Source organism: Streptomyces sp. R-74717, assembly GCF_047305335.1.
Classification (GTDB): Bacteria; Actinomycetota; Actinomycetes; order Streptomycetales; family Streptomycetaceae; genus Streptomyces; species Streptomyces atratus.
In genome coordinates, this window is record NZ_CP102361.1 from 6,255,405 (window position 1) to 6,276,539 (window position 21,135).

Below are 21,135 nucleotides of genomic sequence, written 5' to 3' on the forward strand. Positions count from 1 at the left end.
GGCCGGTCCGCCGCCGTCCCGGCGCTATGATCGGCACACAATTTGAACTCGTTCAAAAGGGGGAGCAGTTCATGCCTGAGCCGACCGTGCCCGACCGAACCGACACACCCGCCGTCGCCCTGGGCCCCACCGCACTTGTCCTCGGCGCCATCTCTGCCATAGGTGCATGGGCGCCCGCGCTCGCGTTCGTCACGTTCCCATGGGCGATCATCGCCGGAGCCCTCGCCGTCACCCTCGGCTCGGCGGGCATCCACTACGCCCGCCATGGCACCGGCCGCCTGTGGACCGCAATCGCCGGAACCACCCTCGGCACCATCGGATTCGTCGGCGCCATCACCCTCATCTGGGCGATCGGCGCCTGACCCCCGAGCCCCCGCCGGGAGTCACTCGGTCCGCCCGACTCCTGCTGGGCGGACCGCAGTTGCGTCGCCCTGAGTCTCCATCAAGCCCGGCACCATTCGCTGCGGGCCCCGAGGAATCCCGGGGCCCGCAGCGTCATGCCTGGCGTCCTGGCCTGCGAAAGGTCGGTGGTGCCGGTGGCGGCGCGGGGCCGGTTGCGTGCCCAGCGCCGAGCTCACCGCCGACAAGCTCCATCTGCCGGCCGACCTCGGCTCGGTGTACTCCATATGGCTGATTCTTCTGCTTATGCCCTTGTTGGTTATGTGCCCGCATGGGTCACTGTGGGTATCGAACTGGCGGGTCGCCCATCCCGTGCCGGGGGAAACGTGGTACGGGCGACGTCCGCCGGTTTTTTGCGTCTGTGCGCAGGGTGGCTGCCGTGCGGCGTCGCGTGTCCCTCTGGAACTGCTCGCTCACCCTGGATTGCCGGCTGGTTGCCGGCTGTCAGGCGGTGTGGCCGATCGGCCGGTTCGTGGTTTCTCCGTCCGTCTCATCCAGCAAGGGAGAACAGCCATGCCTATCTCTCCGAATGAGGGTTCCACCGGTGGCGGCACTCTGGTGACCATCACCGGCACGAACCTGTCCAACGCCGGCGCGGTGAAGTTCGGTTCCAAGTCCGCGACGGGTGTCACCCAGGTCTCGCCGACCCAGGTCACTGCCGTGTCCCCCTCGGGGGCCGGTACGGTCGGCGTCACCGTGACCACCCCGGGCGGGACCAGCAACCCGGTGCCGTTCTTCTACGTCGGCGCCCCGTTCGAGTCCTCACTGAGTGCCACCTCCGGCCCGCTGGGCGGCGGCAACAGCGTCACCGTCAACGGCAACGGGCTGTCCACCGCGACCAGTGTGTCCTTCGGCGCTGTCACCGCCACCCCGACGGTGATCTCCGACAGTCAGGTCAGCGTCACAGTGCCCGCAGGCGCCGCGGCCGGAACCGTGTCGGTGAGTGTGACGACCGCAGGCGGCACCAACAACGGCCTCTCCTACACCTACATCGACAACCCCACCATCACCACCATCGCACCCAACTCCGGCCCGGCGTCCGGTGGGACGGCAGTGACCATCACCGGCACCAACTTCGACACGACCGACTCGGTCACCTTCGGTGCCGTTCCCGCCCCGTTCACTGTTGTCAACGCGACCACCCTGTCCGTGGTCGCCCCGCCCACCACCGACGGCGCGCCCGGCCCGTCGGACGTCCGGGTCACCAACGCCGCCGGGACCGCCCTGGCAGCAGACGGATTCACCTACCTCGCCTCTCCCGGCATCTGACCAAGAGTCCCAGCCGTGAGACGGTCCCTCGGACCGTAGAGCGGCGACCGCGTCGACGTAGGCGCGGTCGCCGAACACCCCCGGCAGGGTACCCGCGTACTCCGGCGTACAGACCAGAACGGCATCCGCCTCGTCGATCGCCGCACGCAACGCGACCACCGGCTCCGGCAGTGGCTCGGCGTCGTCATCGGGATTGAAGTGCGGGAGCGCCGCGAGGCCACCGTAGAGAACGGTCCGTACGCCCGCAGGCGCCACAGCCTGCACGGTGCGCAACACGGTCTCGTTGGAGGAGCCGCTGCGCAGACTTCCGGACAGCAAAAGGATCACCGGTGCGTCGGCATGCCCCGTCAACCAGTGACCCTCATTCCCCGCATGAGAGAGGGGCCGCCCCCGGGACGGCCCCTCTCTCGGTCTGCGCGGTGGTGGCGGGATCAGCTGAAGGCGACGGAACGGAGCTTCAGCCGGCTGGAGGCGTGGCCGCCGTTCGGCCGGAGGAGGAAGAATTCGCCCTCGCAGTCGACGCCGGTGAAGACAACGGCGGTCGCGTCGGTGTTGTTCCGCGGAGAGTGGGCGGGGTTCGACGAACTGGGGTCGGCGACCTCGGGCAGGGTGATGCACACCCTGCTCGGCGGGTCGAACAGGAAAGCGACCTGCGGGGAGCCGTCGAGACCGCTGTACGTGTAGCCGAAGTCTCCGGAGGCCGCGCCGGCCGAGGTCGGCACAGCGACGATGAGCGCGAGCGCGCCGAGGGCGGCAGCCACGGTGGAACGAAGACGCATGAAGGGCACTCCTTGTGCGGGAAAAGAAACGGAACCGGCCCAAGTCTGTGCCGCTGACCTGCGGTTACTGTCGGATATGGGGTTCCGTCACCCGGACGGGAGCTGCCGAATCGGTTCTGCCGACGGCCATGTGGGTCATGTACCGCGCTCGCCGAGTTGACCGCCGCCTCGGCCGAGTCACGACGGCACGGGCGGCGCTTCGGAGACGGGGGCCGGTCGTTTGGTGGCGAACCGGCCGCCGCTCTTGGCCTCTTGTGGGATACAGCGTTTCCGGCCTTCTGATTGCGTCGGGGGAGGGTCGCCTCCCGCGCGCATTGGGAGTGAAATAAAACAAACGGCGATCTTTGGACCATTTCAGCAGTCAATCCATAAACGCGGTCGTTTGGGTGACCCTGCCGAGCGCCAAATTCCTCCTTGCAACGTTCGAGGCGAAGGGACACGAGCATGGCTGACTGGAAGCAAGTCTCTGGTGGTCTCACGACGATCTCGGTCGGGTCCAGGACTCATGTGTGGGGCGTGAACTCCCTGGGCCAGATCTACCGGTACACCGGGCATGACACCAACCCGTGGGTCGGTATTCCCGGTAAGGCGGTGGACATCGGCGTGGCCGCCGACGGCACCGTCTACCACGTCAATTCCGATGGCGGGATCTACCGCTATACGGGAGACCAACCGAGCTGACCCCGGGCAGCAACTGCGAGGGGCCCCTGCCCGGGATGGCAGAGGCCTCTCGTGGCTGAGCGACCAGCGCGGCCGGGCCGCTGCCACGTTGCCCGCCCTCGGCAATGGGAGCAACTTGAAGGTGCTGTGCGAGGTGTAGAGGGCATGACCGAGGAGGGTGAGCAGCCACAGTGTGACCACTCCGGCCTCCGAGCGCGATCCCCGCGCACAGCCGACCGCTCGGAACTCTCACTCTGCGGCGTGGCATTGAGAGCCCCCCGAGGCGTATTGATCACGAGCGTCGAGGAGGGGAATGGGTGCCCTCACACACTCCCGGCGAGCAGGGATACCCGCACCTCGAAACGAGCGAGTACCAACATCCAAGTGATCTCAATCGTGTTGATCATCACGCCGTGCTGACTGAACGTATGAGCTAGCGTTCCGAAGCGTGATCAACATCTCGCTCCCCTCTGACCAGGCCTCTTCAACCGCCGCAGCGCTGACGCGGGCACTCTTCGGCGAACGACAGGATCAGCTCCACGAGCCCTGGCGCAAGCTGTTCAGTACTGAGCCATTCAGCTTCAGAGAAGGGCTGTCACCTGATCAACGTGCCGCACTGTCCTACGAGCGTTTACGTCTGATCAACGAGGCACTCGACAGCCCCGAGGACTTCGTGGTCGATGTGGAACGACTCACGGCACTCCACGAATGGGTCGGCCCGGTGGACGCGGGATTGGGAACAGTGGCGAGCATCCACTACAACCTCTTTCTCGGCAGCCTCCTCGAACACACGGCGGGCCCGAACCGCGATTTGCGGGAGTTCGCCGAGCTGCGGCGTACAGGAACGTTTCTGTGCACGGAGGCCGGGCACGGCAACAGCGCCTCCCAACTGGAGACCACCGCCACGTACGACCGAACCGCGGGCGAGTTCGTTCTGAACACTCCCAGTGCGGCCGCCCGCAAGTTCATGCCGAACACCAGCTCCACCGGCGGTCCCAAAACCGCTGTCGTCGCCGCGCGCCTCATCACGGACGGCAAGGACCAGGGCGTCTTCCTGTTTCTTACTCCGCTCAGCGACGAGACCGGGCGACCGATGCCAGGAGTCGAGATACGCAGGCTGCCCCAGACAGCCACCGCCCCTGTCGACCACTGCGTCACCTCCTTCGACCATGTCCGTCTGCCACAAGAAGCGCTTCTGCAGTCCGACCACGGACGCCTCACACCGGAAGGCGTCTTCACCAGTTCGATCGGCAGTCCCCGCAAGCGCTTCCTGCACTCCATCGGCCGCGTCACCGCCGGCAAGCTCTGCATGAGCGGCTACAGCCTCGGGGTCACGCGCCACGCGCTCGCTGTGGCCGTACGGCACGCCCACGCGAGGCAGACTTCCGGTGTGACAGCCGGCGGCAACGTTCCGCTGTTCGCTCACCGCAGCCACCACGCTCCGCTCGTCGACGCCATCGCCACCACCTATGCCGCGACTCTCCTGCACCGCGCCGCAGTACGGCAGTGGGCGCAGGCGACGGAGTCGGAGCGGGAGAACGGTGAGCGGTTCGCAGCCATAGCCAAGGGCTGGATCACCTGGCGGGCCCGCGCTGTCATGACCGAGTGCCGCGAACGCTGCGGTGCGCAGGGGCTCTTCCTGGCCAACGGAATCGCGGGCCAGTTGGCAGCCAACGAGGGAACCATAACCGCGGAGGGCGACAACCTCGTCATCTGGGTCAAGGCCGCCGGCGAAATGCTTCTTGGACACTTCACTCCGAAGGAACCCCATGACGCGCCGCCCGAGGCTCGCGACCTCGACGATCCGTTCTTCCTCCAAGACCTGTTGGCGGACATCGAACGGATCTGGCACCAACGTGCACGTACGCGCCTGCGCGGCGCACCGGCCGGCAATCCCCTCAACCGATGGAACGCCGCCGTCACACCGGCTCTGGAACTGGTCGACGCCTACGCACACAGCCAGGCTGCCCAAGCTCTTCTGGACGCCGCCGACCAGGCTCCTCACCCCGAAGCGCAGCGCCAGCTGCGTTTGCTGCACCGACTGTTCACCCTGCGCCGTGTGGCGGCTCACAGCGGAGACCTGCTTGCGGAGGGCTACCTGACCAGCGCTCAGGTGAGGCAGCTCCCCGACGCGGCCGAGAGTGTCGTCGCAGACCTCGCACCCGAGGCATTGACCCTCACGAACGGATTCGCCGCCGTGGAGGACGTTCTCCGTGACCATCCCATCAACCATCCTGATGCCTTCGATGGCATCGAAGGCAGCCTGCTGCCCCAGTGACAGCATCGGAGTGAGATCTCCGAGCCGTGCGCTCGACGCGTCGTGTCGGGAAAGGGCGTGTCACCACAGGGGACACGGTTTTAGAGTGGCGCGGTGATGACTCGGATGATCGTACTCAACGGTGGCTCCAGCTCGGGGAAGTCCGGGATCGCCCGGTGCCTGCAGGCGGTCCTGCCGGACCCCTGGCTGGCCTTCGGGGTCGACACACTGATCCAGGCGATGCCCGCGTCCATGCAGGCGTCGGACGCGGGCATCGAGTTCGCTCCGGACGGTGAAGTGATCGTCGGCCCCGAGTTCCGTACGTTGGAGACGGCGTGGATCGAGGGTGTCGCCACGATGGCCCGGGCCGGAGCCAGGGTCATCGTCGACGAGGTCTTCCTCGGCGGAGCGGCGTCGCAGCAGCGTTGGCAGAAGGCGCTCGGTGGGGTGCAGGTGTTGTGGGTCGGCGTCCGGTGCGAGAGCGCGGTTGCCGCAGCCCGTGAGATCGCGCGCGGCGACCGGGTCACGGGAATGGCGGCGTCGCAGGCGGACGTGGTCCACCGGGGCGTGATCTACGACCTGGAGGTGGACACGACGGCGAGCGAGTCCATGGAATGCGCGCGGATCATCGCCGACCGCATCGAGTGATCCGTTGGGTTGCTGTGGCTGCTTTTGACCACAGCACTACACGTCGCCGAGTTCCAGCTCACCGACGACCTGATCCCCGCTCATCTCCCCGGTCAGCCGGAAACCGAGCTTCAGATAGAACTTCTCGGGCCCGTGCGCCCCGGGAACCCAGGTCACGGTCGTACGCGTCTGCCCGCGCCGCCGTATCTCCTCGCACACCGCCTCCACGGCGAAGCGACCGTAACCGCGACCCTGTTCATCGGCGGCGATGTTCAGCCGCCAGAGCCCGGAGCGGAGCCTGTCGTCCGGCTTGTCCGGACCGAACCGGACATCGAAGAAGGCCATGACGAAGCCCACGAGCCGCTCACCGTCGAAGATCAGCCGGGGCCAGGCGACCTCGGGTGCGGCATACGCCTGAGCCAGCGACCAGGCGACCGGCTTCACGAGCCCGTCCTGGTCGGGGCGTACTTTCAGCAGGCAGGCGGCCTCGACGTTGTCGGACGTGACCTTTTCGAGGCGAAGTGATGAAGACATGTCTGCAACCTACAGAGCGTGCTGAAAAACCACCGGGATCAACCACCGACGCACGATGCAGGAGCGCCTTCGCCCCCGCTACGGCCATCGGGCCGTGACGGGGGCGTCTGAACAGATTCCCTTGAGGGAAGCGTCAGTTGGCGGGCGCCTGGTACAGGCCTCGGCCGGCGCGGTGCGCCCGGGAGGTGCCGACGAGCCGGTCGAGGGTGCTGCGTACGGTGTTGATGCTGTTGGGGGTGAGCTCACGCCCCAGGGCCTTCGTGACCTCACGGGCACGGACAGGTGTGTCGCCGAACGAGGACAGCACCTTCATGGCCATCTCGGTGAGGCTGCCGCTGTCGTCGACGGCAGGCGCGGCAGGCGCTGCTGCCTTCTTCGACGCCCTGGCCTTTGCGGGCTTGGCGTCCTTGGCGGGCGCGGAGGCCTTGGCGGGCTTGACGTCCTTCGCGGGCGCGGTGGCCTTGGCGGGTGCGGTGGCCTTCGCGGGCTTGGCGGACTTGGTGGCGACGGCCTTCTTGGCCTGCCCGCGCTCGCTCTTCGGCTTGGCGGGAGCCTGCTTGCGGCCCTTGGGCGCAGAAGCCTTCCGGGCGGTGCGGCGCGCGGGGGCGGCCGCTGCCGGCTCCTGCGGGACCTCCACCGGGACGGCGGAGTCAATGGAATCCTGAGCCTGCTGCGGAATCTTGGGAGCGGCAACGCTCTCGGTCTCCGCCTCCGCCTTGACGTCCACGGCTTCTGCCTTGACGTCCTCCGCCTTGACCTCCTGCGCCTCCGTGGTCGAGGAGGAAACAGGGGAAGTGGACAGCGAACGCAGGGCCGTCAGCGCGGTCCGCACCGATTCCAGACGCTCGGTGACGGTCGCGAGCTCCTTTTCCAGGGTTTGCTGGTGCTGTTCCAGACGCGGAAGTTCCGCCTGCAACAAGGCAGTTGTGGCATCGATGGTGCCGAGTGTGTTGGTCTCGGAGGTCATGTTGTCGCCCTTCTCTCCCGGCCGACCGATGGTGACCGATGTGTTGCAGCGTACGGGGCGTTGTGTTGTGGCCGGAAATCGACCTCCGGTGCGAACTGTCAAGAGCCACCTTCAACACTGACTGCCAGTCTCCTGAAACACCCTGCCGCGCGTCCCGGAGATGGCCTGAGCGGCACTCATTCGGCCGCACATGCTTCACCGGAGCCGGCCCCCTCCAGCCCCCTCCGCCAACCCGCTTCCCCCCGGTCACCTGCCGTCAGTCGTCGCCGGTCACATCGCCGCCGCGCGAGGCGGCCTCAACCATGCGAGCCGTAGTGCCGGCACCGTCCAGTGCCTCGCGGATGATGTCCGCGTGCCCACTGTGGTGCGCGATCTCCCGGAAAACATGCAACAGTACGTGGCGGACGGTCCAGGTGATCGGTTCCGGCGGCGACCACGGGTACTGCGGGAGAGTCACGAGGCGGTCGAGGTCGGGCTCCTGCCGGACCGTGCGATCGAACTGCGCAGCCGCCGCATGGAAGGCATCGAGCAGCCCGGCCAGGGTCTCGCCCTCTGTCATCCGGTTGCCGTCGGGGTCGAGATCGGCCCAGTCGACCTCGCCCGGCGCGGTACCGTCGACCACCGCGAGCCACGTCCGTTGTACTTCGCCGAGATGCTTGAGCAGGCCGCCGAGCGTCAGCTCGCTGACGGTGGTGGCAACGCCGGCCTGCTCATCGCCGACGCCCGCGACGGTATGGAGAAAGTTGGTGCGCTGATCAGCGACGAGCGCGAGCAGATCCTCGCGCTCACCGCCCGGTAAGTCGTTCGCGCTCGTCGTCCCCATGGGTCTTGGCCCTCCTGGTCGGCTCGTGGGAGCCACACTAGGGTCTCTCTGGATTGTGATCATGTGACGGGGCGGAGGCTGCGGAGCCGGATCACCGCCCTGCGCAGGTGGAGCGCGGCGGAAATTTCCGACCGACCCAAGGAATGTCCACATGTCCGGGACCCATACGCTTTCCCTGCCGCTTTCGGCAGCAGCGGCCGGCGCCGTCGTGGAACTGACCGAGGCCGAGCAGAACGCACTCGTCGCCGTCGTCGAGCAGCTGACCCCGAAGGGGTTCGCGGACGGCAGGATCGACGATCTCCGCCGGCTGGACGCCGCACGTGATGCCTCCGTGCAGCACTCAGGGGTGCACGGCAGCTGAACTGCCGTACGCCCCTGAGGTGTTGACGTGGTGCGTCGACCTACTGGCGGGCGTTGATGACGTCCGCCGGGCGTCCGCCGAGTGCGACGCGACCGGGGACCAGCGTCGCCACCGCGGTGAGCACCGCGGCGAAGCCGAGGACCCCGAGGAACATCGGCAGGTCGACGGACGGCTGGGCGACGCCCGTCATCCCGACGCTGAAGGCGGTGAGCACCGCGAGCGAGATGGCCGTGCCGAGCACCGCGGCGACCAGAACGATCAGGGCGGACTCGATCCTGAGCATCGACATCACCTGGCGGCGGGTCGTGCCGACGAGCCGCAGCAGGGCGAACTCGCGAGTGCGGTCCGAGACCGACATGGCCAGGGTGTTGACCACGGCGATCGCGGTGAACGCGATGATCAGGCCCATCGCGAGGTAGTTGACCTCGGCGTTGGACTGCTGCACGTCGGCCTGGAGGTCGTCGACCTGGGTGCGGTCGAGGACGCCGATGCCCGGGAAGCGCTTGAGGGCGCCGGTCAGCTGCTCGCGGCCCGCCTTGACGTCACCGGCCGTCTTGACGAGGACGGAGGAGGCGAGCGGGTTGTCGACGTGCCGGGCGACCAGGTCGTGCGACATGGTCAGGTCGCCGAATCCCAGACCCCGTTCGTAGACGGCGGCGACCTTCAGCTCGGCCACAGTGGCGTCGCCGAGCGTCACCTTGAGCGTGTCGCCGGGCTTCTTGCCGAGGTGGTCGGCGGAGACGTCGCTCATCGCGATGCTCTTGTCCCCGAAGCCTTTGAGGCTGCCCCGGGAGACGTCCGGGTCCCAGTTCGTGGTGAGGCCCTGCGCGGAGATGCCCTGCGCCGGGTACTTGTCGAGGCCGACGCGGACCTGGGTCCGGACGATCTCGGTGACCTGGGTGACGCCCGGTACGGCGCGCAGCGCGTCCGCCGCCTCGGCGGGGACGCCGGGGCCGTTCGAAGCGACCACCCAGTCTGCCTTGTTGCCCGCCTTGGCCTGGGCCGAGGCGGCGTCACCCATGGTGGTCTGCACGAACAGGACGGTGCAGGCCATGCCGATGAGCAGGACCAGTGGGGTGACGGCAACGGCCATCCGCTTGGCGTTGGCCCGGGCGTTGGCGGTCGCAAGGTGACCGCCGACGCGCGAGAACTTCAGCGGTATCCCGAGGATCGCGACGGCGACGCGGGCGATGACCGGGCCGAGCAGCGAGACCGCGACGGCGAGGACCACGACGGACAGGAACGTGACGGGCTGCGAGGCCGGTTCGGTGTGCAGGAAGCCCAGTAGGACGACCACACCGATGCCGAGGGCCAGGACGAGCATTCCCACGCCGAGCCGTCCCCACGCGAAGTGGCGCTGTTCCATGGACGCCTCGGACAGGGCCTCGGCCGGGCGGATGCGGGCGGTGCGGCGTGCGGAGATGCGGGCCGCGACCCACGCCCCGAGCAGGGCCGCGCCGATGGCGGCGGTGAACGGTACGAAGCTGAAGGTGAGTTCGAGGGTGTCGGGAATGGCCTTGAAGTCGATGAACTTGCTGTGCAGCCAGTACGCGATGGGCAGACCTGCGACCGAGCCGAGTCCGCCCGCGAGGCCGCCGATGATCAGGGCCTCGCGGCCGATCAGCTGACGGACCTGCTTGGGGGTCGCGGCGACGGCGCGCAGCAGGGCGAGCTCGCGGTATCGCTGTTGGATGGAGAGCGCGAACGTGCCGACGACGACGAGGATCGCGACGAGCAGCGACGTACCGCCCATGGCGCCGCCCATGGAGACGAGCTTGACCCGGGCCTTGCCCGCGTCGAGGAACTCGATGGGGCCGCGCTCGCCACCGGTGGCGACGGCGTACTTGCGGCCGTCGCCGGCGAGGGCCTTCTTGGCCTGGTCCGCGAGTTCGCTCGCCAAGACGCCGGGCTTGGGCAGCAGGCCGACGGTCGCGACCTGGCCGGCCCGTCCGGAGAGGTCGCGGGCGGTCTCGTCGGAGAAGAACAGCGAGGTCTGCTGGTGCAGGTCGCCGCCCTTGGCCGCCGCGATGCCGCTGACCTTGTACGTCGTCGGGGCGCCGGTCGACTGGATGACGAGGCTGCTGCCGGTCTTGAGGCCGGTGCGGGCTGCGAGTTCCCGGTCGAGGACGACCTCGTCGGCGCCCGCGGGTGCCTTGCCGTCGGTCAGCTCGAACGGGGTCAGTGCGGCGGAGGACCAGGCGTGGCCGTAGGACGGCTTGCCGTCGATGCCCGGCACGATCTGGCCCTGGGGGCCGACCGCGTACGCCGGGAAGTTCGTCTCGGGCACCGCCTTGCGTACACCGGGCAGGCCGACGAGAGTCTCGGTGGTCCCCGCGGGCAGCCAGACCCGCTCGGCCAGGGGCTTCGCCTTGTGCTTCTTCTTGACCTTGCCTTTCTTCTCCTTGATGGTGGTCTGGTGGACGTTCTGGTCGGCGCCGACGATGACTGGGGCGGCGGCGTAGCGCTCGGTGGCGATGGTGCCGCGCAGACCGGTCTCCAGGAGGATGCCGCAGGCGGTGACCAGGGCGGCGGCGCAGAACAGGGCGAGGAAGGCGCCGATGAAGCCGCCCTTTCTGACCTTGAGCGTCTGCAGTGCGTAGCGCAGCATCAGGCCCACGCTCCCAGGTGTGTCATGCGCTCGGCGACGAGGTCGGCGGTCGGGGCGTCCATCTGTCCGGCGATCTTGCCGTCGGCCAGGAAGAGGACGGTGTCGGCGTACGAGGCGGCCACCGGGTCGTGGGTGACCATGACGACGGTCTGGCCGGTCTCGGTCACGCAGGAGCGCAGCAGGGAGAGGATCTCCTTGGCGGTCACGGTGTCGAGGGCGCCGGTCGGCTCGTCGCCGAAGATGACGTCGGGCCGGGTGATGAGGGCGCGGGCGATGGCGACGCGCTGCTGCTGGCCGCCGGAGAGTTCGGCGGGCCGGTGGGCGGCCCGGCCGCCCAGGCCGACGCGGCCGAGGATCTCGTCGAGCCAGTTCTTGTCGAGGCTCTCGCCCGCGAGGCGCAGTGGCAGCTCGACGTTCTGACGGACCGACAGGGACGGGATGAGGTTGAACGCCTGGAAGACGAAGCCGATGCGCCGGCGGCGCAGCTTCGTCAGCTGGGTCTCGTTCATGTCGTTGAGCTGGGTGTCCCCGATGTAGGACTGGCCCGTGGTCGGCTTGTCGAGGCCGGCCGCGCAGTGCAGGAACGTCGACTTGCCGGAGCCCGACGGGCCCATCACCGCGGTGAAGGAGCCGCGCTCGATCCCGACGGAGACCCCGTCCAGGGCACGGACGCCGCGGTCGTTCCTGCCGTACACCTTGGTCACGTCGGCCAGACGAAGGGCGTGCCCCCGGTTGACCGTGTTGTAGCCGTTGTCGAGGGAAGGGCCGCTCGTCTCGGTCACCATGTTGCGACCTGTCCTCTCCATAGTGCGGTTCCGGGTCTCAGGGGGTGATTTTCGAGCGTATATGGCATCGAGTCGAGCGTGGTCCGTAGTTCTGAATTCGATCTACTCCGGTGCCGTTTGGGGCAGTTGACCCGTTGCTCGCCGGTGGGCCGAGGCGCGTCTGCGGCGCTGCATCTGGGCCCGGCGGCGGCCGGAAAGGCCGCGTACGAGGCGACCACCCAGGGGGCCGGCGGCCGGCCCGCGGTGAGGCCGTGGACCACGGCGGCGGCTCAGCCGGCGTACGAGGCCCCGTGCAGGACACGGAACGGGCGGATCCAGCGGCAGGTCGCGAAGACACCGCGCCAGACGCCGGTGGTGGCGGCCAGCAGGAAGAGGTAGCAGGCCTGGGCGCCCAGCGCGTGCCAGAAGTCGGCTGCTGTGGCGGGCAGTTGGCGGGTGAGGAGGGCATCGCCGGGGCCGATGCGGTGGCCCGCGATCTTCACGGTGATGTGCAGGGCCAGGAAGCCGATGCCGAGGAGTCCGGCCGCGCGGCGAGGCAGCTCTCGGGCGTCTTGCCGTAGCGAATGGCGATCCCGCGCCACGCCTTGTTGGTGCAGCGTTCCACGGTGTTGCGGTCTTTGTGGAGCTCGGCGTCGTGGGAGACGGGTCGTCCGCCCCGGCTGCCCTTCTTCTTGCGGTTGGCGGCCTGGTGCAGTCCCGATGGCCGGCTCCGGTCGTCTCAGCTCCGAACGTCCCCGAGTGTCCGCACCCCCTGGCCGGTGGGCGGGTTCTGTCGCGCACCGGTGCGGTCCAGTCCCAGCCGCAGAGCCATGACAACCAGTGCGGCGACCGCGAACCCGCTTCCCGCCCAGGCGAGTTGACGGGCGCCGTACTCGGCCAGGACCCAGCCCCCGACCGCGGTTCCGACGGTGATGCCGAGGTTCGAGAACGAGATGAAGAGGCTGTTGCCGAACTCGGGCGCGTCGACGGCGTCCCTCCCCAGCCAGCTCTGGCTCACGATGAGCCCACCCGAGTGCACGGCCCCCCAGACCAGTACGGCCAGAACCATCGGCGCGAACAGCGGGCCGACGGCGTACAGGAGCACATAGACGACCAGACACAGGACCGGGTAGGCGACCACCGTACGAATCAGGTTGCGCCGCAACAGCCCACCGAAGACGAAATTCCCGAGGATCATGATGACGCCGAACGCCATCAGCATGGCGCTGACCCAGGTGCCGTCCATGTGCGTGACCTGGCCGAGGTACTCGGCGAAGTAGCCGTAGACCGAGAACATCGCTGCGAAGACGAGGACGACCGACGTAATGGTCAGCCACATCCGGGACTGCTTGAGAACGCTCAACTGGGCACCGTAGGACACCCGTTGCCCGACAGGCATCGACGGTACGAACCGCAGGATGCCGAGGAAGGCGATCAGGTTGACGAGCGCACCGAACCAGAACGCCGACGCCAGGGACACATGCTCGGCGAGGTACGACGTCAGCGGCACACCGAAGGCGAAGCCGACGGTGACTCCGCCGAACACGGTCGTCGTGGCCCGGGTCGCGTCCCCGGCGGGCACCAGCCGCGCGGCGGTCGCGAGCGCGACCGCGAAGAACACCGGATGGAAGAGGGCGGGAACGACGCGGAAGGCCAGCATCACCTCGTACTGCGTGGTGAGCGCGTAGACGGCATTGGAGACGGCGAACACAGCGATTGCGGCGGCGAGCACCTTCTTGCGGTCGACGCCGGAGGCGAGCAGTGTGGTGAACGGCCCGGACACGGCGATGACCAGGGCAAAGACCCCGACGAGCCACCCCGCGGCGGACGGAGTGACACCGAGCTCGGCCGAGACCTGGGGGAGTACGCCGACCATGCCCATCTCGGTGGTGATGATCCCGAACACGCCCAGGGCGAGCACCAGGACGGTGAGGGAGGTCTTTCTCATTACGACCTTTCATCAAATCTAGAAAAGTAGATGCATTGAGCTGTGGGGGAGGGTGTGTGCACGGAAGTCGGGTGGGTTGCGGGTGGACTACAGCTCGTCGCGGACGTGCGCGGCGAACTCGGCGATCACCGTTTCGTTGCGTCGGTAGTACGTCCACTTGCCGATGCGTTCCGAGGTGAGCAGCCCCGCGTCCTTCAGGGTCTGCAAGTAGCCGGACACCACCGACTGCGCCAGCCCGGCACGCTTCTGGATGTCGCCGACGCACACGCCGATGTGGAAGCCGAGCCCCTGCTGCCGGTAGGAGTCCTCGTCGAAGTACTTCGCCGGGTCCTTGAGCCACTGCATGAACTGCAGGCGCGCGGGATTGGCGAGCGCCTTGTGTACGGCCAGCGGATCCACCGGTCTGCCTCTCCATGCTCTCTAACGGAACGCATCTAGCTTTCGCGATATGTAGTGGCAAGTCAAATCGGGCAACCTGCCCCCGCTCCCTTCAGGCGATGCTTCGACGCGACAGAGAGTGGTGGAGTGGCTACGACAACTGGGCGGCCAGGTCCCAAGCGCGTATCACGCCGTCCTCGCCCGCACTCAGGGCGACTTCGCGGCCGCGGAGCACCGTGGTCCGCACTACCGCGACGCCGCCCCGATGGCCGGTCAGCGGGGCACCGATTCCCACGCCCTCGGCCAGGTCCCACATGCGTACGGTGGCGTCCGTCCCCCCGGTCACCGCGAGGGATCGATTGCCGACCGTGGCGGTGTCCATGGCGGAGATGCCGCCCTCGTGCCCATTGATCGGATCGTGGACCGGCTCATCGATCTCGTCCCCCGACAGTGCCCATACGTACATCTCTCCCGGATCCGCTGCCGCCACCACGATCGGACGACCGGCGATCCGGGACACAGCGACCGCTTCGACCCTGCCGTCATCTGGGTAGAACGAAGTCAGCTGCTCACCTGCCGCGAGATCCCACACGCCCACGTCGCCACCGCCCGCCACGACCAGCGAGCGGCCGTTGATCCGTGCGGTGGCGACAGCGCAGATGCCGTCGATATCGCTGTCCGGCAGCTCCACCAGGGGCTCCTCGACGGACGGTCCCCACACCCGGACTCCGGCATCCGAACCCGTCACGAACAGAGGTGGCCCGTCCCCCTTCACGGTGGCCAAGGACCCGACGTAGGGATCGCCGTACAACGCCCCTCGGAGCACTTCTCCGCTCTCCAGATCCCAGAGGGCGGAGCCCTGTTCAGGGCCACCGGCCGCCAGCAGTACGCGGCCGCCGGAAACGGCCGCGGCCACCGAATCCAGCTCGTTCTCGGCGCCGGGGTACTGGACGGCGAGCGGATCTCCGGCAAGGGCGTATGCCAATGACCGCTTCTGCCACAGGTCCCGCTGCGGATCCCAGGTCCACACCGCACCGTTGCGGTCGGTGCAGACCACCAGCGAACCGCCACCCACCGCGGCCACTGCGAGGTCGGTGATCGGGGAGGAGGAAGGTATTTCGCTGCTCAGCAGCAGCGGTGCGTCAGACATGCGGCGAGGGTAGTAGTCGGCTCTGACATCTGGGCCCGGCGTGAGGCCGTCAAAGACGGGCAGGGGGGTGCCCTGCTGGACGCGGTGATCGGCGGCTGGAAGGACTCTGAGCGGATCGTGTCCGACGAACTGGAACGGCATGTCGGCGACGGCACGTTGCTGCTGGCCGATCGCGGATTCTGGGGCCTGGCCCGCTGGCACCGGCTTCGTGGCCGGGGTGCGCACCTACTGTGGCGGACAGAGCGGCGTATGGCCCGGAGGGGCGAAGACGTCCTGGCGGACGGAAGCTATCTGGCCCGAATCCAGGCGAACAGGCACAGCAAAGCGACCGGGACCGTCAAAGCCCCGCCGGTCCTGGTGCGGGTTGTCGAGTACCGGATTGAGGGGGCAACAGTCATGCCGGGCCCGAGGGCATGCCCCTTGAGCTGGGGTTGGTGCAATCCAACGCCGTTTGTTGGAACCGAAGTTGCTGAGACAGAACCCGGACATTCACAGGATCATTTCAGGATCGACTCGGCCCTAGTGTCATCGGTGTCAGCAGGAAACACCGCAACCGACAGCCGCTGGAGATCCCGATGCGTTCGCGTCTCGCCGCCCGTTCCGCCCGTCTCGTCCTGGCCGCCGCGGCCGTGACGGCCCTCGCCGCCACCACCACCGCCTGCAACCCCGACGACGTCGCGGACGCCGCCAGCTCCACGGCCCCCTCCGCCGGCGCCTCCGCCGGCAGCGGCGGGAGCGACAGCTCCTCCAGCGACAGCCCCTCCACCAGCGGCTCCAGCACCGGCGGCTCCTCCACCGGCGGCTCCAAATCCAGCGGCTCCACCGACAAGACCGACTCCGGCGACGGCGGGAAGAGCGGCTACGGGCAGTCCTGCGGCACCAACGACCTGGACTTCACGGTCACCTCGGAGTCCCAGGCCGGCGGCTACTACCTCGTCACCGCCAAGGCCAAGTCCGGCATCACCTGCTACCTGGATATCAACACGCCCAGCGTGTCCTTCGGTTCCGGCGCCGACGGCGTCGCCTCCCCCGTCGGACAGGGTGGCGAAGACCCCATCAAGCTCACCGGCTCCACCGTCGCATACACCGGTATCAACCCCAAGACCACCAACAGCAATGCCGGCAAGGAGTTCGAGAACGTCATCATCGCCACCACCGACGACGATCCCAACCCCGCCGAACTCAAGCTCCCCGACACCGCCAACGTCGACAAGCCCATCGTCACCAACTGGGCCACCAACCGCGCCGAGGCCGTCCCCGTCATCGTCTGACGAACCGGACCGGGACCGTCGACGTCGCGCTCCACACCACGGCGTCCGTCGACGCGGTCGTCCCCGCGCACCCCTGGATCGACTGGGAGCAACTGCGCGCGGTGGAGAAAGGCCGACGCTCCGCTCTCGCCGCTCTGCAGGCCGGGCCGGCGACGGCCCAGGCCTGACGAACAGGGTCAGGAGGTCCCAGGTGGTGCGCGCTACGGGCTCGACCCCGGTCAGCCTGTGCAGTGGGTCGGCAAAGGCCGACCGCCTCGGACCGCCAGGCTTGCCCTCGGCCGAGGGCAGCTCGCACTCGGTGGTCTGCTCGCGGGTCAGGAGCACCCGGCGGTCCTCGCTCCAGCAGTCTTCGGTGCGCCGGTCTCACCGAGCATTTCCCCCTCGGCTCACAGACGGGACCGCCTCGGGCTTGCCGAAATTGGCCGCAGCCTGCTGCCCCGCCGGCGATCCCGTGACTCTCCTCGCAAGATCCGGTCGTCCATCACCGGCTATACGCCAGCCTCTGGCTCGCCTGATGGTGTGAAGTCCCGTCCGCGTGGTGCTGCCCCCACCGCGGTCATGGGGACACGCTCGGGACCTACGTTCTCAATCGTTATGTGGGACTAATGGGGCAAGCGGTGCTCTCTGTGACACAAGTGGTCAGAGGTGCATTGACGGGCGCACGCGGTCGCAGGAGGCTGAGCGGACCCCCCCACGCAAACCCCCCACGGTAGCCCCCTTTCTCCTTCACCGTTGGATTGCCCATGCGCCCACTCGTTTCCGCAGGCACACTCACGGCCGCCGTCACCGCGGCCCTGCTGCTCGCACCCACGGCATACGCCACCGCCCCCGGCGACAACGGCACCGTGAAGATCCACGACGCCGCGACCGGTGAGGAGCTCCGTAAGAACGAGCCTCACGTGTGCACCTTCTATCTCGATGCCTTCGGTTTCGACGCCGACCAGAAGGTCGACTGGCGCATCGAAGCCTGGCCCCCGACCGCCGACGTCAAGGGCGAAACCGTGAAATCCGGTTCGCTGACGCTCGACGACGAGGGGCATCGCCGTTCGCGGGACCAGTCCCTGCCCGACGGCCACTACAAGCTGTTCTGGAACTTCGACGGCGAGCACGGCCGGGCCAAGCACAAGGTCTTCTGGGTCGACTGCGACGGCAAGGGGCAGCCGGGTGGTGGCAAGCCCGGTAAGCCCGACGAGCCCGGCAAGCCCGATGAGCCTGGCAAGCCCGACGGCGGCAAGCCGTCGAAGCCTGCCACCCCGTCAGCGCCCGGCGCTCCGTCCGGCCCGGCGCAGCCGACCGCGGCGCCCACGTCGTCCGCCCCCGAGGGCACCAAGCCGACGTCCTCGACCTCCTCCCCCTCGTCCCCCTCGTCGTCACCCTCCGCGCAGAGCGGCGGGGACCTTGCCGAGACCGGTAACGGCGCGCCTGTCGGCCTGCTGTCCGCAGCGGCTGCCGCGCTCGTCGCGGCCGGTGGCTACCTGGTGTTCCGCCGTCGCAAGGCGCAGCAGCAGCACTGACGCACACGGGTGCCCCCGTGCTTCGCACTCCGTAGTGCGGGCACGGGGGCACAGTCATGCGCGGTCCCAGTCGGCCGCGCGCGCAGACCAACTGCCGGGAGCCCCGTGGCACTCGGTGATACTCCGTGACCCTCGCCGTAGCGCCCTCTCCGGGGGAGTGGTGTGAAGTCCCATTCGCAGAGCCATGCTCAAGACCTGTGGATCACACCGGCGTGGTAACCGCGCGGCTGTTCCTTCACGCGACGTTGCTCCAACACCTCGAAGCATGAGGAACGGCCGCCCTGCTATCTCAAGAAGGAATCAAGATCAGCAGGTCAGGTGACCCGGCGAGGTTAACGCCAAGCTCAGCGGGTACCGCGCGCGGTGTTCGGCGAGGGCCACCAGGCTGCCTCTGAGATCGGGGTCGCCGGTGAGCCGGTGAGCCGGGGGACGACGTCGGTGACCACGGAGACCTCGCCCCTCTCGATCGCCTGGTACCACGAGATCCAGGTCTCGATCTGTTCCCCGCTCATGCCCAGTCGCCATCGCCGTGCGAAGGCTTCCTCAAGGGTCTCGGGTTCGTAGCGGTAGGGCCGACCGGTGGCCGCGGCGATCCGGGTGACCGCTTCGTCGAGGGTCAGGGCCTCGGGCCCGGTGATCTCAAGGGTCGCGCCGTCGTGCTCGGAGCGGGGACCCTCGTCGAGGGCGACGGCCGTGATCACGTCGGCGATGTCCTCGTGGGTGACGAAGGCGGCCCGGCCGGTGCTCCCGGGGCCGCTCACGACGAATTCCTCGTTGGCGAGGGCGGCCGGCGTCGACGTGTAGAAGCCCGCCCGGAGCACCGTGTGGCGGATCCCGGCCCCTGCCAGGAGCTGTTCGGTCATCCACTGGTCGCGGGCGTTGATGTAGGTGGCGGTGGGCGATGCGCTGACGAGGGACACATACAGGATCCGGTCCACGCCGACCGCGATCGCGGCCTCGACCGCGGTGGCGTGTTCCTCCAGCCGGCGCCCCGTGCGGTGTCCGGAGACCAGGATGAGGGTCGACGCACCCTTGAGCGCCTTGCGCATGTCCGAGGCGTCGGCGTAGGCGGCCGGACCGCGTCGCTGGGCGCCTGGCAGTTCGGGCATGCGGTCGGGGCTGCGTCCGACGAGGAGTTGGGGGACGCCATGGTCGGCGAGTCGGGCCGCGATCCGGCTGCCCAGCGCCCCGGTCACCCCGGTGACCGCCACCGTGGCGTGGTTCTTCTCAGACATGGGTTTCCCTCCGTCCGGGGCCGCTGTCGATCGCGGCACTCCTGCTTCCGATTACGTCTGGCGAAGAGAGCCATGACCTCGGCTGCCTCTTCCGGCTGTGCGATGGCGCGGTAGTTCGGGGTCGTGATCGGCGCGGCGAGCCGTGGCGGTGAGGTGCCGCACCGGAAGACTCAGCCGATCCGGCCCGGATCGGCTGGGTGCGACTGCAGGGTGGTGATCACCGCAGTCGTCCAAGGCCGCAGGGGCAGGCTTCCGAGGACCTTCTCATGCAACTCCGCCTCGTCGTCGGCGCGCCACACGCCGATGCTGCGAAGCTCCCCGACCGGGCGCCATAGCCGGAACAAGTGACCTTCGGCCGCGAGCTCCTTGGCCCGCACAGCTTCGGCGGGTCCGCCCGTCGCCTGGAGGTCTGCGACTGCAACTTCGACCGCTTCGGTGGCGAGCGGGTCGCGGTGACCGGCATGCCGGAGACCTACCGCGCCTGGTATGCGCCCCGGCCGGGATGCCCATCCTGTGGGCCCTGGCCGATCCGGAGCTCGGCGAGCGGGAGGTGCTGGCCGCGATGCTGGAGGTCGACGCCGACATCGTAGGCGAACGCCCCGGCTTTCTCCTGGTCACCGACAAGGGTTTTGCCTCCACGCCGTTCGAGCGGTCACTGTCCGCGCAGGGCATCGGCTACTGCGGCCGTCCCGCAAGAGTTGCGGTGCGGTAAAACTCGGCTGCGGTGACGGTGGCGGGGACGCCGAGTTCGGCGGCGACCGCGGTGATGGCGGTGGCGCCGACGGCGAGGTCGGCTTGGCCGTCGGTGGTGAAATATGGCGCGATGAACTTCTCGTAGTGCGCTCGGGCTTCGTCTGCGGTGTGTCGGCCGAGGAATGTCTGGATGTACCGGACCGTGGTGTCGGGATCGTTGTGGATCACCTGCAGGGCGCGTCGGTGGGCTCGTACGACGGCCTGGACCGCGGGGTCGTCCGGGTGGATGTAGGTGGGGTCGACAGCCACGCCTACGGTGGGGATCCGGAAGTGGTCGCCGACCCAGGCCAGCACCTGCCAGCCGTGCTCGGCGGCTATCGCCTCCGGTGCCATGGTGTCGCCGACCAGGGCGGCGTCGATCCTGCCGTCGTGCAGCCGGCGCAGGTCCATGCCGTAGTCGCCGGGTGGGCGGACGATGGTGTGGATGTCGCGGTCCGGGTCGAGGCCGGCCTGGCGCAGTACGATCCGGGCGAAGCACCCGGGTGCGGTGTGGGGAGGGTGTACCGCCAGCCGTCGGCCGGCCAGGTCGGCCAGGGAGGTCAGGCCGGGGCGGGCAAGGAACCAGAACAGCGGGCGTTGGGTGTTGACGTTGATTGCGACCCAGGGGATGCCATCAACCAGTCGGGACAGCAGTGTCCGGCCGAGCCCGATGGTGGCGCCGCGGCGTAGCCGCTCCGCGTCCCAGGTGCAGCCGTCGCGCAGCGCGACGTGGACGCCCTCGTCTGCGTAGTAGCCCTGCTGGTCGGCGATGTAGGCGACCAGTTCCTCGTGCAGCCCCCGTCCGACGTAGGCGAGATCGATGGTGTGCATGAACGTTTTCCTTTGAGGTGACGGTGTG

Annotated in this window: 21 protein-coding genes and 3 pseudogenes; 9 read left to right on the top strand and 15 right to left on the bottom strand. The window is 68.5% G+C overall.

Translation table 11 applies throughout. From position 1 onward, the window contains the following. Positions 1-71: 71 nt before the first annotated feature. Both NRF20_RS28635 and NRF20_RS28640 read left to right on the top strand, forming a co-directional pair. The gene (locus NRF20_RS28635; RefSeq protein WP_398631829.1) at positions 72-362 is read left to right on the top strand and encodes a hypothetical protein; all 291 of its coding nucleotides are present in this window, start codon (positions 72-74) and stop codon (positions 360-362) included. 550 nt (positions 363-912) lie between these two features. Continuing rightward, positions 913-1,668: an IPT/TIG domain-containing protein gene (locus tag NRF20_RS28640; protein WP_398631828.1), complete on the top strand. Its 756-nt coding sequence runs from the start codon at positions 913-915 to the stop codon at positions 1,666-1,668. Positions 1,669-1,752: 84 nt separating this feature from the next. Here NRF20_RS28640 and NRF20_RS28645 read toward each other — a convergent pair. Both NRF20_RS28645 and NRF20_RS28650 read right to left on the bottom strand, forming a co-directional pair. After that, a pseudogene (locus tag NRF20_RS28645) lies at positions 1,753-1,995 on the bottom strand (NADPH-dependent FMN reductase); the annotation flags it as partial. 104 nt (positions 1,996-2,099) lie between these two features. After that, positions 2,100-2,447 carry a hypothetical protein gene (locus NRF20_RS28650; RefSeq protein ID WP_398631827.1) on the bottom strand — a complete coding sequence of 116 codons (348 nt, stop codon included), beginning with the start codon at positions 2,445-2,447 and terminating at the stop codon, positions 2,100-2,102. Positions 2,448-2,891: 444 nt separating this feature from the next. Between NRF20_RS28650 and NRF20_RS28655 the strand changes: the two genes are divergently transcribed. The 3 genes from NRF20_RS28655 to cpt all read left to right on the top strand — a co-directional run bounded on the left by NRF20_RS28655 (position 2,892) and on the right by cpt (position 6,012). After that, positions 2,892-3,128 (top strand): tectonin domain-containing protein, encoded by a 237-nt coding sequence (locus NRF20_RS28655; protein ID WP_398631826.1) that lies wholly within the window; start codon positions 2,892-2,894, stop codon positions 3,126-3,128. Between the two features lie 427 nt (positions 3,129-3,555). Further along, positions 3,556-5,385 carry an acyl-CoA dehydrogenase gene (locus tag NRF20_RS28660; RefSeq protein ID WP_398631825.1) on the top strand — a complete coding sequence of 610 codons (1,830 nt, stop codon included), beginning with the start codon at positions 3,556-3,558 and terminating at the stop codon, positions 5,383-5,385. Positions 5,386-5,490: 105 nt separating this feature from the next. Then, entirely contained in the window at positions 5,491-6,012 is a 522-nt protein-coding gene (cpt, locus tag NRF20_RS28665) for a chloramphenicol phosphotransferase CPT (RefSeq protein ID WP_398631824.1), read from the top strand. Between the two features lie 36 nt (positions 6,013-6,048). Here cpt and NRF20_RS28670 read toward each other — a convergent pair whose 3' ends face one another. The 3 genes from NRF20_RS28670 to NRF20_RS28680 form a co-directional block, all read right to left on the bottom strand. Next, positions 6,049-6,525 (bottom strand): GNAT family N-acetyltransferase, encoded by a 477-nt coding sequence (locus NRF20_RS28670; RefSeq protein ID WP_398631823.1) that lies wholly within the window; start codon positions 6,523-6,525, stop codon positions 6,049-6,051. A 133-nt stretch (positions 6,526-6,658) separates the two neighbouring features. Then, positions 6,659-7,492 carry a hypothetical protein gene (locus tag NRF20_RS28675; RefSeq protein WP_398631822.1) on the bottom strand — a complete coding sequence of 278 codons (834 nt, stop codon included), beginning with the start codon at positions 7,490-7,492 and terminating at the stop codon, positions 6,659-6,661. A 256-nt stretch (positions 7,493-7,748) separates the two neighbouring features. Then, entirely contained in the window at positions 7,749-8,315 is a 567-nt protein-coding gene (locus tag NRF20_RS28680; RefSeq protein ID WP_398631821.1) for a DinB family protein, read from the bottom strand. A 151-nt stretch (positions 8,316-8,466) separates the two neighbouring features. Between NRF20_RS28680 and NRF20_RS28685 the strand changes: the two genes are divergently transcribed. Beyond that, on the top strand, positions 8,467-8,676 hold the full coding sequence (locus tag NRF20_RS28685; RefSeq protein ID WP_398631820.1) for a hypothetical protein: 210 nt from the start codon (positions 8,467-8,469) through the stop codon (positions 8,674-8,676). Between the two features lie 40 nt (positions 8,677-8,716). Here the strand turns inward: NRF20_RS28685 and NRF20_RS28690 are convergent, their stop codons facing one another. The 7 genes and pseudogenes from NRF20_RS28690 to NRF20_RS28720 all read right to left on the bottom strand — a co-directional run bounded on the left by NRF20_RS28690 (position 8,717) and on the right by NRF20_RS28720 (position 15,524). After that, positions 8,717-11,284 carry an FtsX-like permease family protein gene (locus NRF20_RS28690; protein ID WP_413753541.1) on the bottom strand — a complete coding sequence of 856 codons (2,568 nt, stop codon included), beginning with the start codon at positions 11,282-11,284 and terminating at the stop codon, positions 8,717-8,719. Then, entirely contained in the window at positions 11,284-12,069 is a 786-nt protein-coding gene (locus tag NRF20_RS28695; RefSeq protein WP_398631818.1) for an ABC transporter ATP-binding protein, read from the bottom strand. The genes NRF20_RS28690 and NRF20_RS28695 overlap by 1 nt, the downstream gene beginning before the upstream one ends. Before the next feature lie 269 nt (positions 12,070-12,338). Continuing rightward, positions 12,339-12,650, bottom strand: coding sequence for a hypothetical protein (locus tag NRF20_RS28700; protein ID WP_413753542.1), 312 nt, complete (start codon positions 12,648-12,650; stop codon positions 12,339-12,341). Then, positions 12,548-12,772: pseudogene (locus tag NRF20_RS28705) on the bottom strand (hypothetical protein); the annotation flags it as partial. The gene NRF20_RS28700 and the pseudogene NRF20_RS28705, both read right to left, overlap by 103 nt. A gap of 15 nt (positions 12,773-12,787) precedes the next feature. Next, on the bottom strand, positions 12,788-13,996 hold the full coding sequence (locus NRF20_RS28710) for an MFS transporter (RefSeq protein WP_413753543.1): 1,209 nt from the start codon (positions 13,994-13,996) through the stop codon (positions 12,788-12,790). Positions 13,997-14,083: 87 nt separating this feature from the next. Further along, entirely contained in the window at positions 14,084-14,395 is a 312-nt protein-coding gene (locus NRF20_RS28715; RefSeq protein WP_383961287.1) for an ArsR/SmtB family transcription factor, read from the bottom strand. Between the two features lie 130 nt (positions 14,396-14,525). Beyond that, entirely contained in the window at positions 14,526-15,524 is a 999-nt protein-coding gene (locus NRF20_RS28720) for a WD40 repeat domain-containing protein (protein WP_413753544.1), read from the bottom strand. 575 nt (positions 15,525-16,099) lie between these two features. Here NRF20_RS28720 and NRF20_RS28725 point away from each other — a divergent pair. Continuing rightward, a complete protein-coding gene (locus NRF20_RS28725) occupies positions 16,100-16,795 on the top strand; it encodes a hypothetical protein (protein WP_413753545.1) in 696 nt (231 codons plus the stop codon). A 743-nt stretch (positions 16,796-17,538) separates the two neighbouring features. Continuing rightward, positions 17,539-18,309 (top strand): LPXTG cell wall anchor domain-containing protein, encoded by a 771-nt coding sequence (locus tag NRF20_RS28730; protein ID WP_413753546.1) that lies wholly within the window; start codon positions 17,539-17,541, stop codon positions 18,307-18,309. Positions 18,310-18,653: 344 nt separating this feature from the next. Here NRF20_RS28730 and NRF20_RS28735 read toward each other — a convergent pair whose 3' ends face one another. Both NRF20_RS28735 and NRF20_RS28740 read right to left on the bottom strand, forming a co-directional pair. After that, positions 18,654-19,544, bottom strand: a complete 891-nt coding sequence (locus NRF20_RS28735; RefSeq protein WP_413753547.1) for an NAD(P)H-binding protein — start codon at positions 19,542-19,544, stop codon at positions 18,654-18,656. A gap of 170 nt (positions 19,545-19,714) precedes the next feature. Beyond that, positions 19,715-19,930 (bottom strand): annotated as a pseudogene (locus tag NRF20_RS28740) (muconolactone Delta-isomerase family protein); the annotation flags it as partial. A 116-nt stretch (positions 19,931-20,046) separates the two neighbouring features. On the opposite strand from NRF20_RS28740, the gene NRF20_RS28745 reads away from it, so the two are divergent. After that, a complete protein-coding gene (locus NRF20_RS28745; protein WP_413754711.1) occupies positions 20,047-20,256 on the top strand; it encodes a hypothetical protein in 210 nt (69 codons plus the stop codon). Here NRF20_RS28745 and NRF20_RS28750 read toward each other — a convergent pair. Then, positions 20,220-21,107: an ABC transporter substrate-binding protein gene (locus NRF20_RS28750; RefSeq protein WP_398631811.1), complete on the bottom strand. Its 888-nt coding sequence runs from the start codon at positions 21,105-21,107 to the stop codon at positions 20,220-20,222. The genes NRF20_RS28745 and NRF20_RS28750 overlap by 37 nt on opposite strands. Positions 21,108-21,135: the final 28 nt, after the last annotated feature.

What these genes read in the sequence shown, in the direction of transcription:
- NRF20_RS28735 (WP_413753547.1), bottom strand. Translation starts at nt 19,544, where the DNA reads ATGTCTGAGAAGAACCACGCCACGGTGGCGGTCACCGGGGTGACCGGG.
- NRF20_RS28745 (WP_413754711.1), top strand. Translation starts at nt 20,047, where the DNA reads ATGCCCATCCTGTGGGCCCTGGCCGATCCGGAGCTCGGCGAGCGGGAG.
- NRF20_RS28670 (WP_398631823.1), bottom strand. Translation starts at nt 6,525, where the DNA reads ATGTCTTCATCACTTCGCCTCGAAAAGGTCACGTCCGACAACGTCGAG.
- NRF20_RS28750 (WP_398631811.1), bottom strand. Translation starts at nt 21,107, where the DNA reads ATGCACACCATCGATCTCGCCTACGTCGGACGGGGGCTGCACGAGGAA.
- NRF20_RS28730 (WP_413753546.1), top strand. Translation starts at nt 17,539, where the DNA reads ATGCGCCCACTCGTTTCCGCAGGCACACTCACGGCCGCCGTCACCGCG.
- NRF20_RS28720 (WP_413753544.1), bottom strand. Translation starts at nt 15,524, where the DNA reads ATGTCTGACGCACCGCTGCTGCTGAGCAGCGAAATACCTTCCTCCTCC.
- NRF20_RS28685 (WP_398631820.1), top strand. Translation starts at nt 8,467, where the DNA reads ATGTCCGGGACCCATACGCTTTCCCTGCCGCTTTCGGCAGCAGCGGCC.
- NRF20_RS28650 (WP_398631827.1), bottom strand. Translation starts at nt 2,447, where the DNA reads ATGCGTCTTCGTTCCACCGTGGCTGCCGCCCTCGGCGCGCTCGCGCTC.
- NRF20_RS28680 (WP_398631821.1), bottom strand. Translation starts at nt 8,315, where the DNA reads ATGGGGACGACGAGCGCGAACGACTTACCGGGCGGTGAGCGCGAGGAT.
- NRF20_RS28655 (WP_398631826.1), top strand. Translation starts at nt 2,892, where the DNA reads ATGGCTGACTGGAAGCAAGTCTCTGGTGGTCTCACGACGATCTCGGTC.
- NRF20_RS28690 (WP_413753541.1), bottom strand. Translation starts at nt 11,284, where the DNA reads ATGCTGCGCTACGCACTGCAGACGCTCAAGGTCAGAAAGGGCGGCTTC.
- NRF20_RS28710 (WP_413753543.1), bottom strand. Translation starts at nt 13,996, where the DNA reads ATGAGAAAGACCTCCCTCACCGTCCTGGTGCTCGCCCTGGGCGTGTTC.
- NRF20_RS28635 (WP_398631829.1), top strand. Translation starts at nt 72, where the DNA reads ATGCCTGAGCCGACCGTGCCCGACCGAACCGACACACCCGCCGTCGCC.
- NRF20_RS28640 (WP_398631828.1), top strand. Translation starts at nt 913, where the DNA reads ATGCCTATCTCTCCGAATGAGGGTTCCACCGGTGGCGGCACTCTGGTG.
- NRF20_RS28675 (WP_398631822.1), bottom strand. Translation starts at nt 7,492, where the DNA reads ATGACCTCCGAGACCAACACACTCGGCACCATCGATGCCACAACTGCC.
- NRF20_RS28725 (WP_413753545.1), top strand. Translation starts at nt 16,100, where the DNA reads ATGCGTTCGCGTCTCGCCGCCCGTTCCGCCCGTCTCGTCCTGGCCGCC.
- NRF20_RS28695 (WP_398631818.1), bottom strand. Translation starts at nt 12,069, where the DNA reads ATGGTGACCGAGACGAGCGGCCCTTCCCTCGACAACGGCTACAACACG.
- cpt (WP_398631824.1), top strand. Translation starts at nt 5,491, where the DNA reads ATGATCGTACTCAACGGTGGCTCCAGCTCGGGGAAGTCCGGGATCGCC.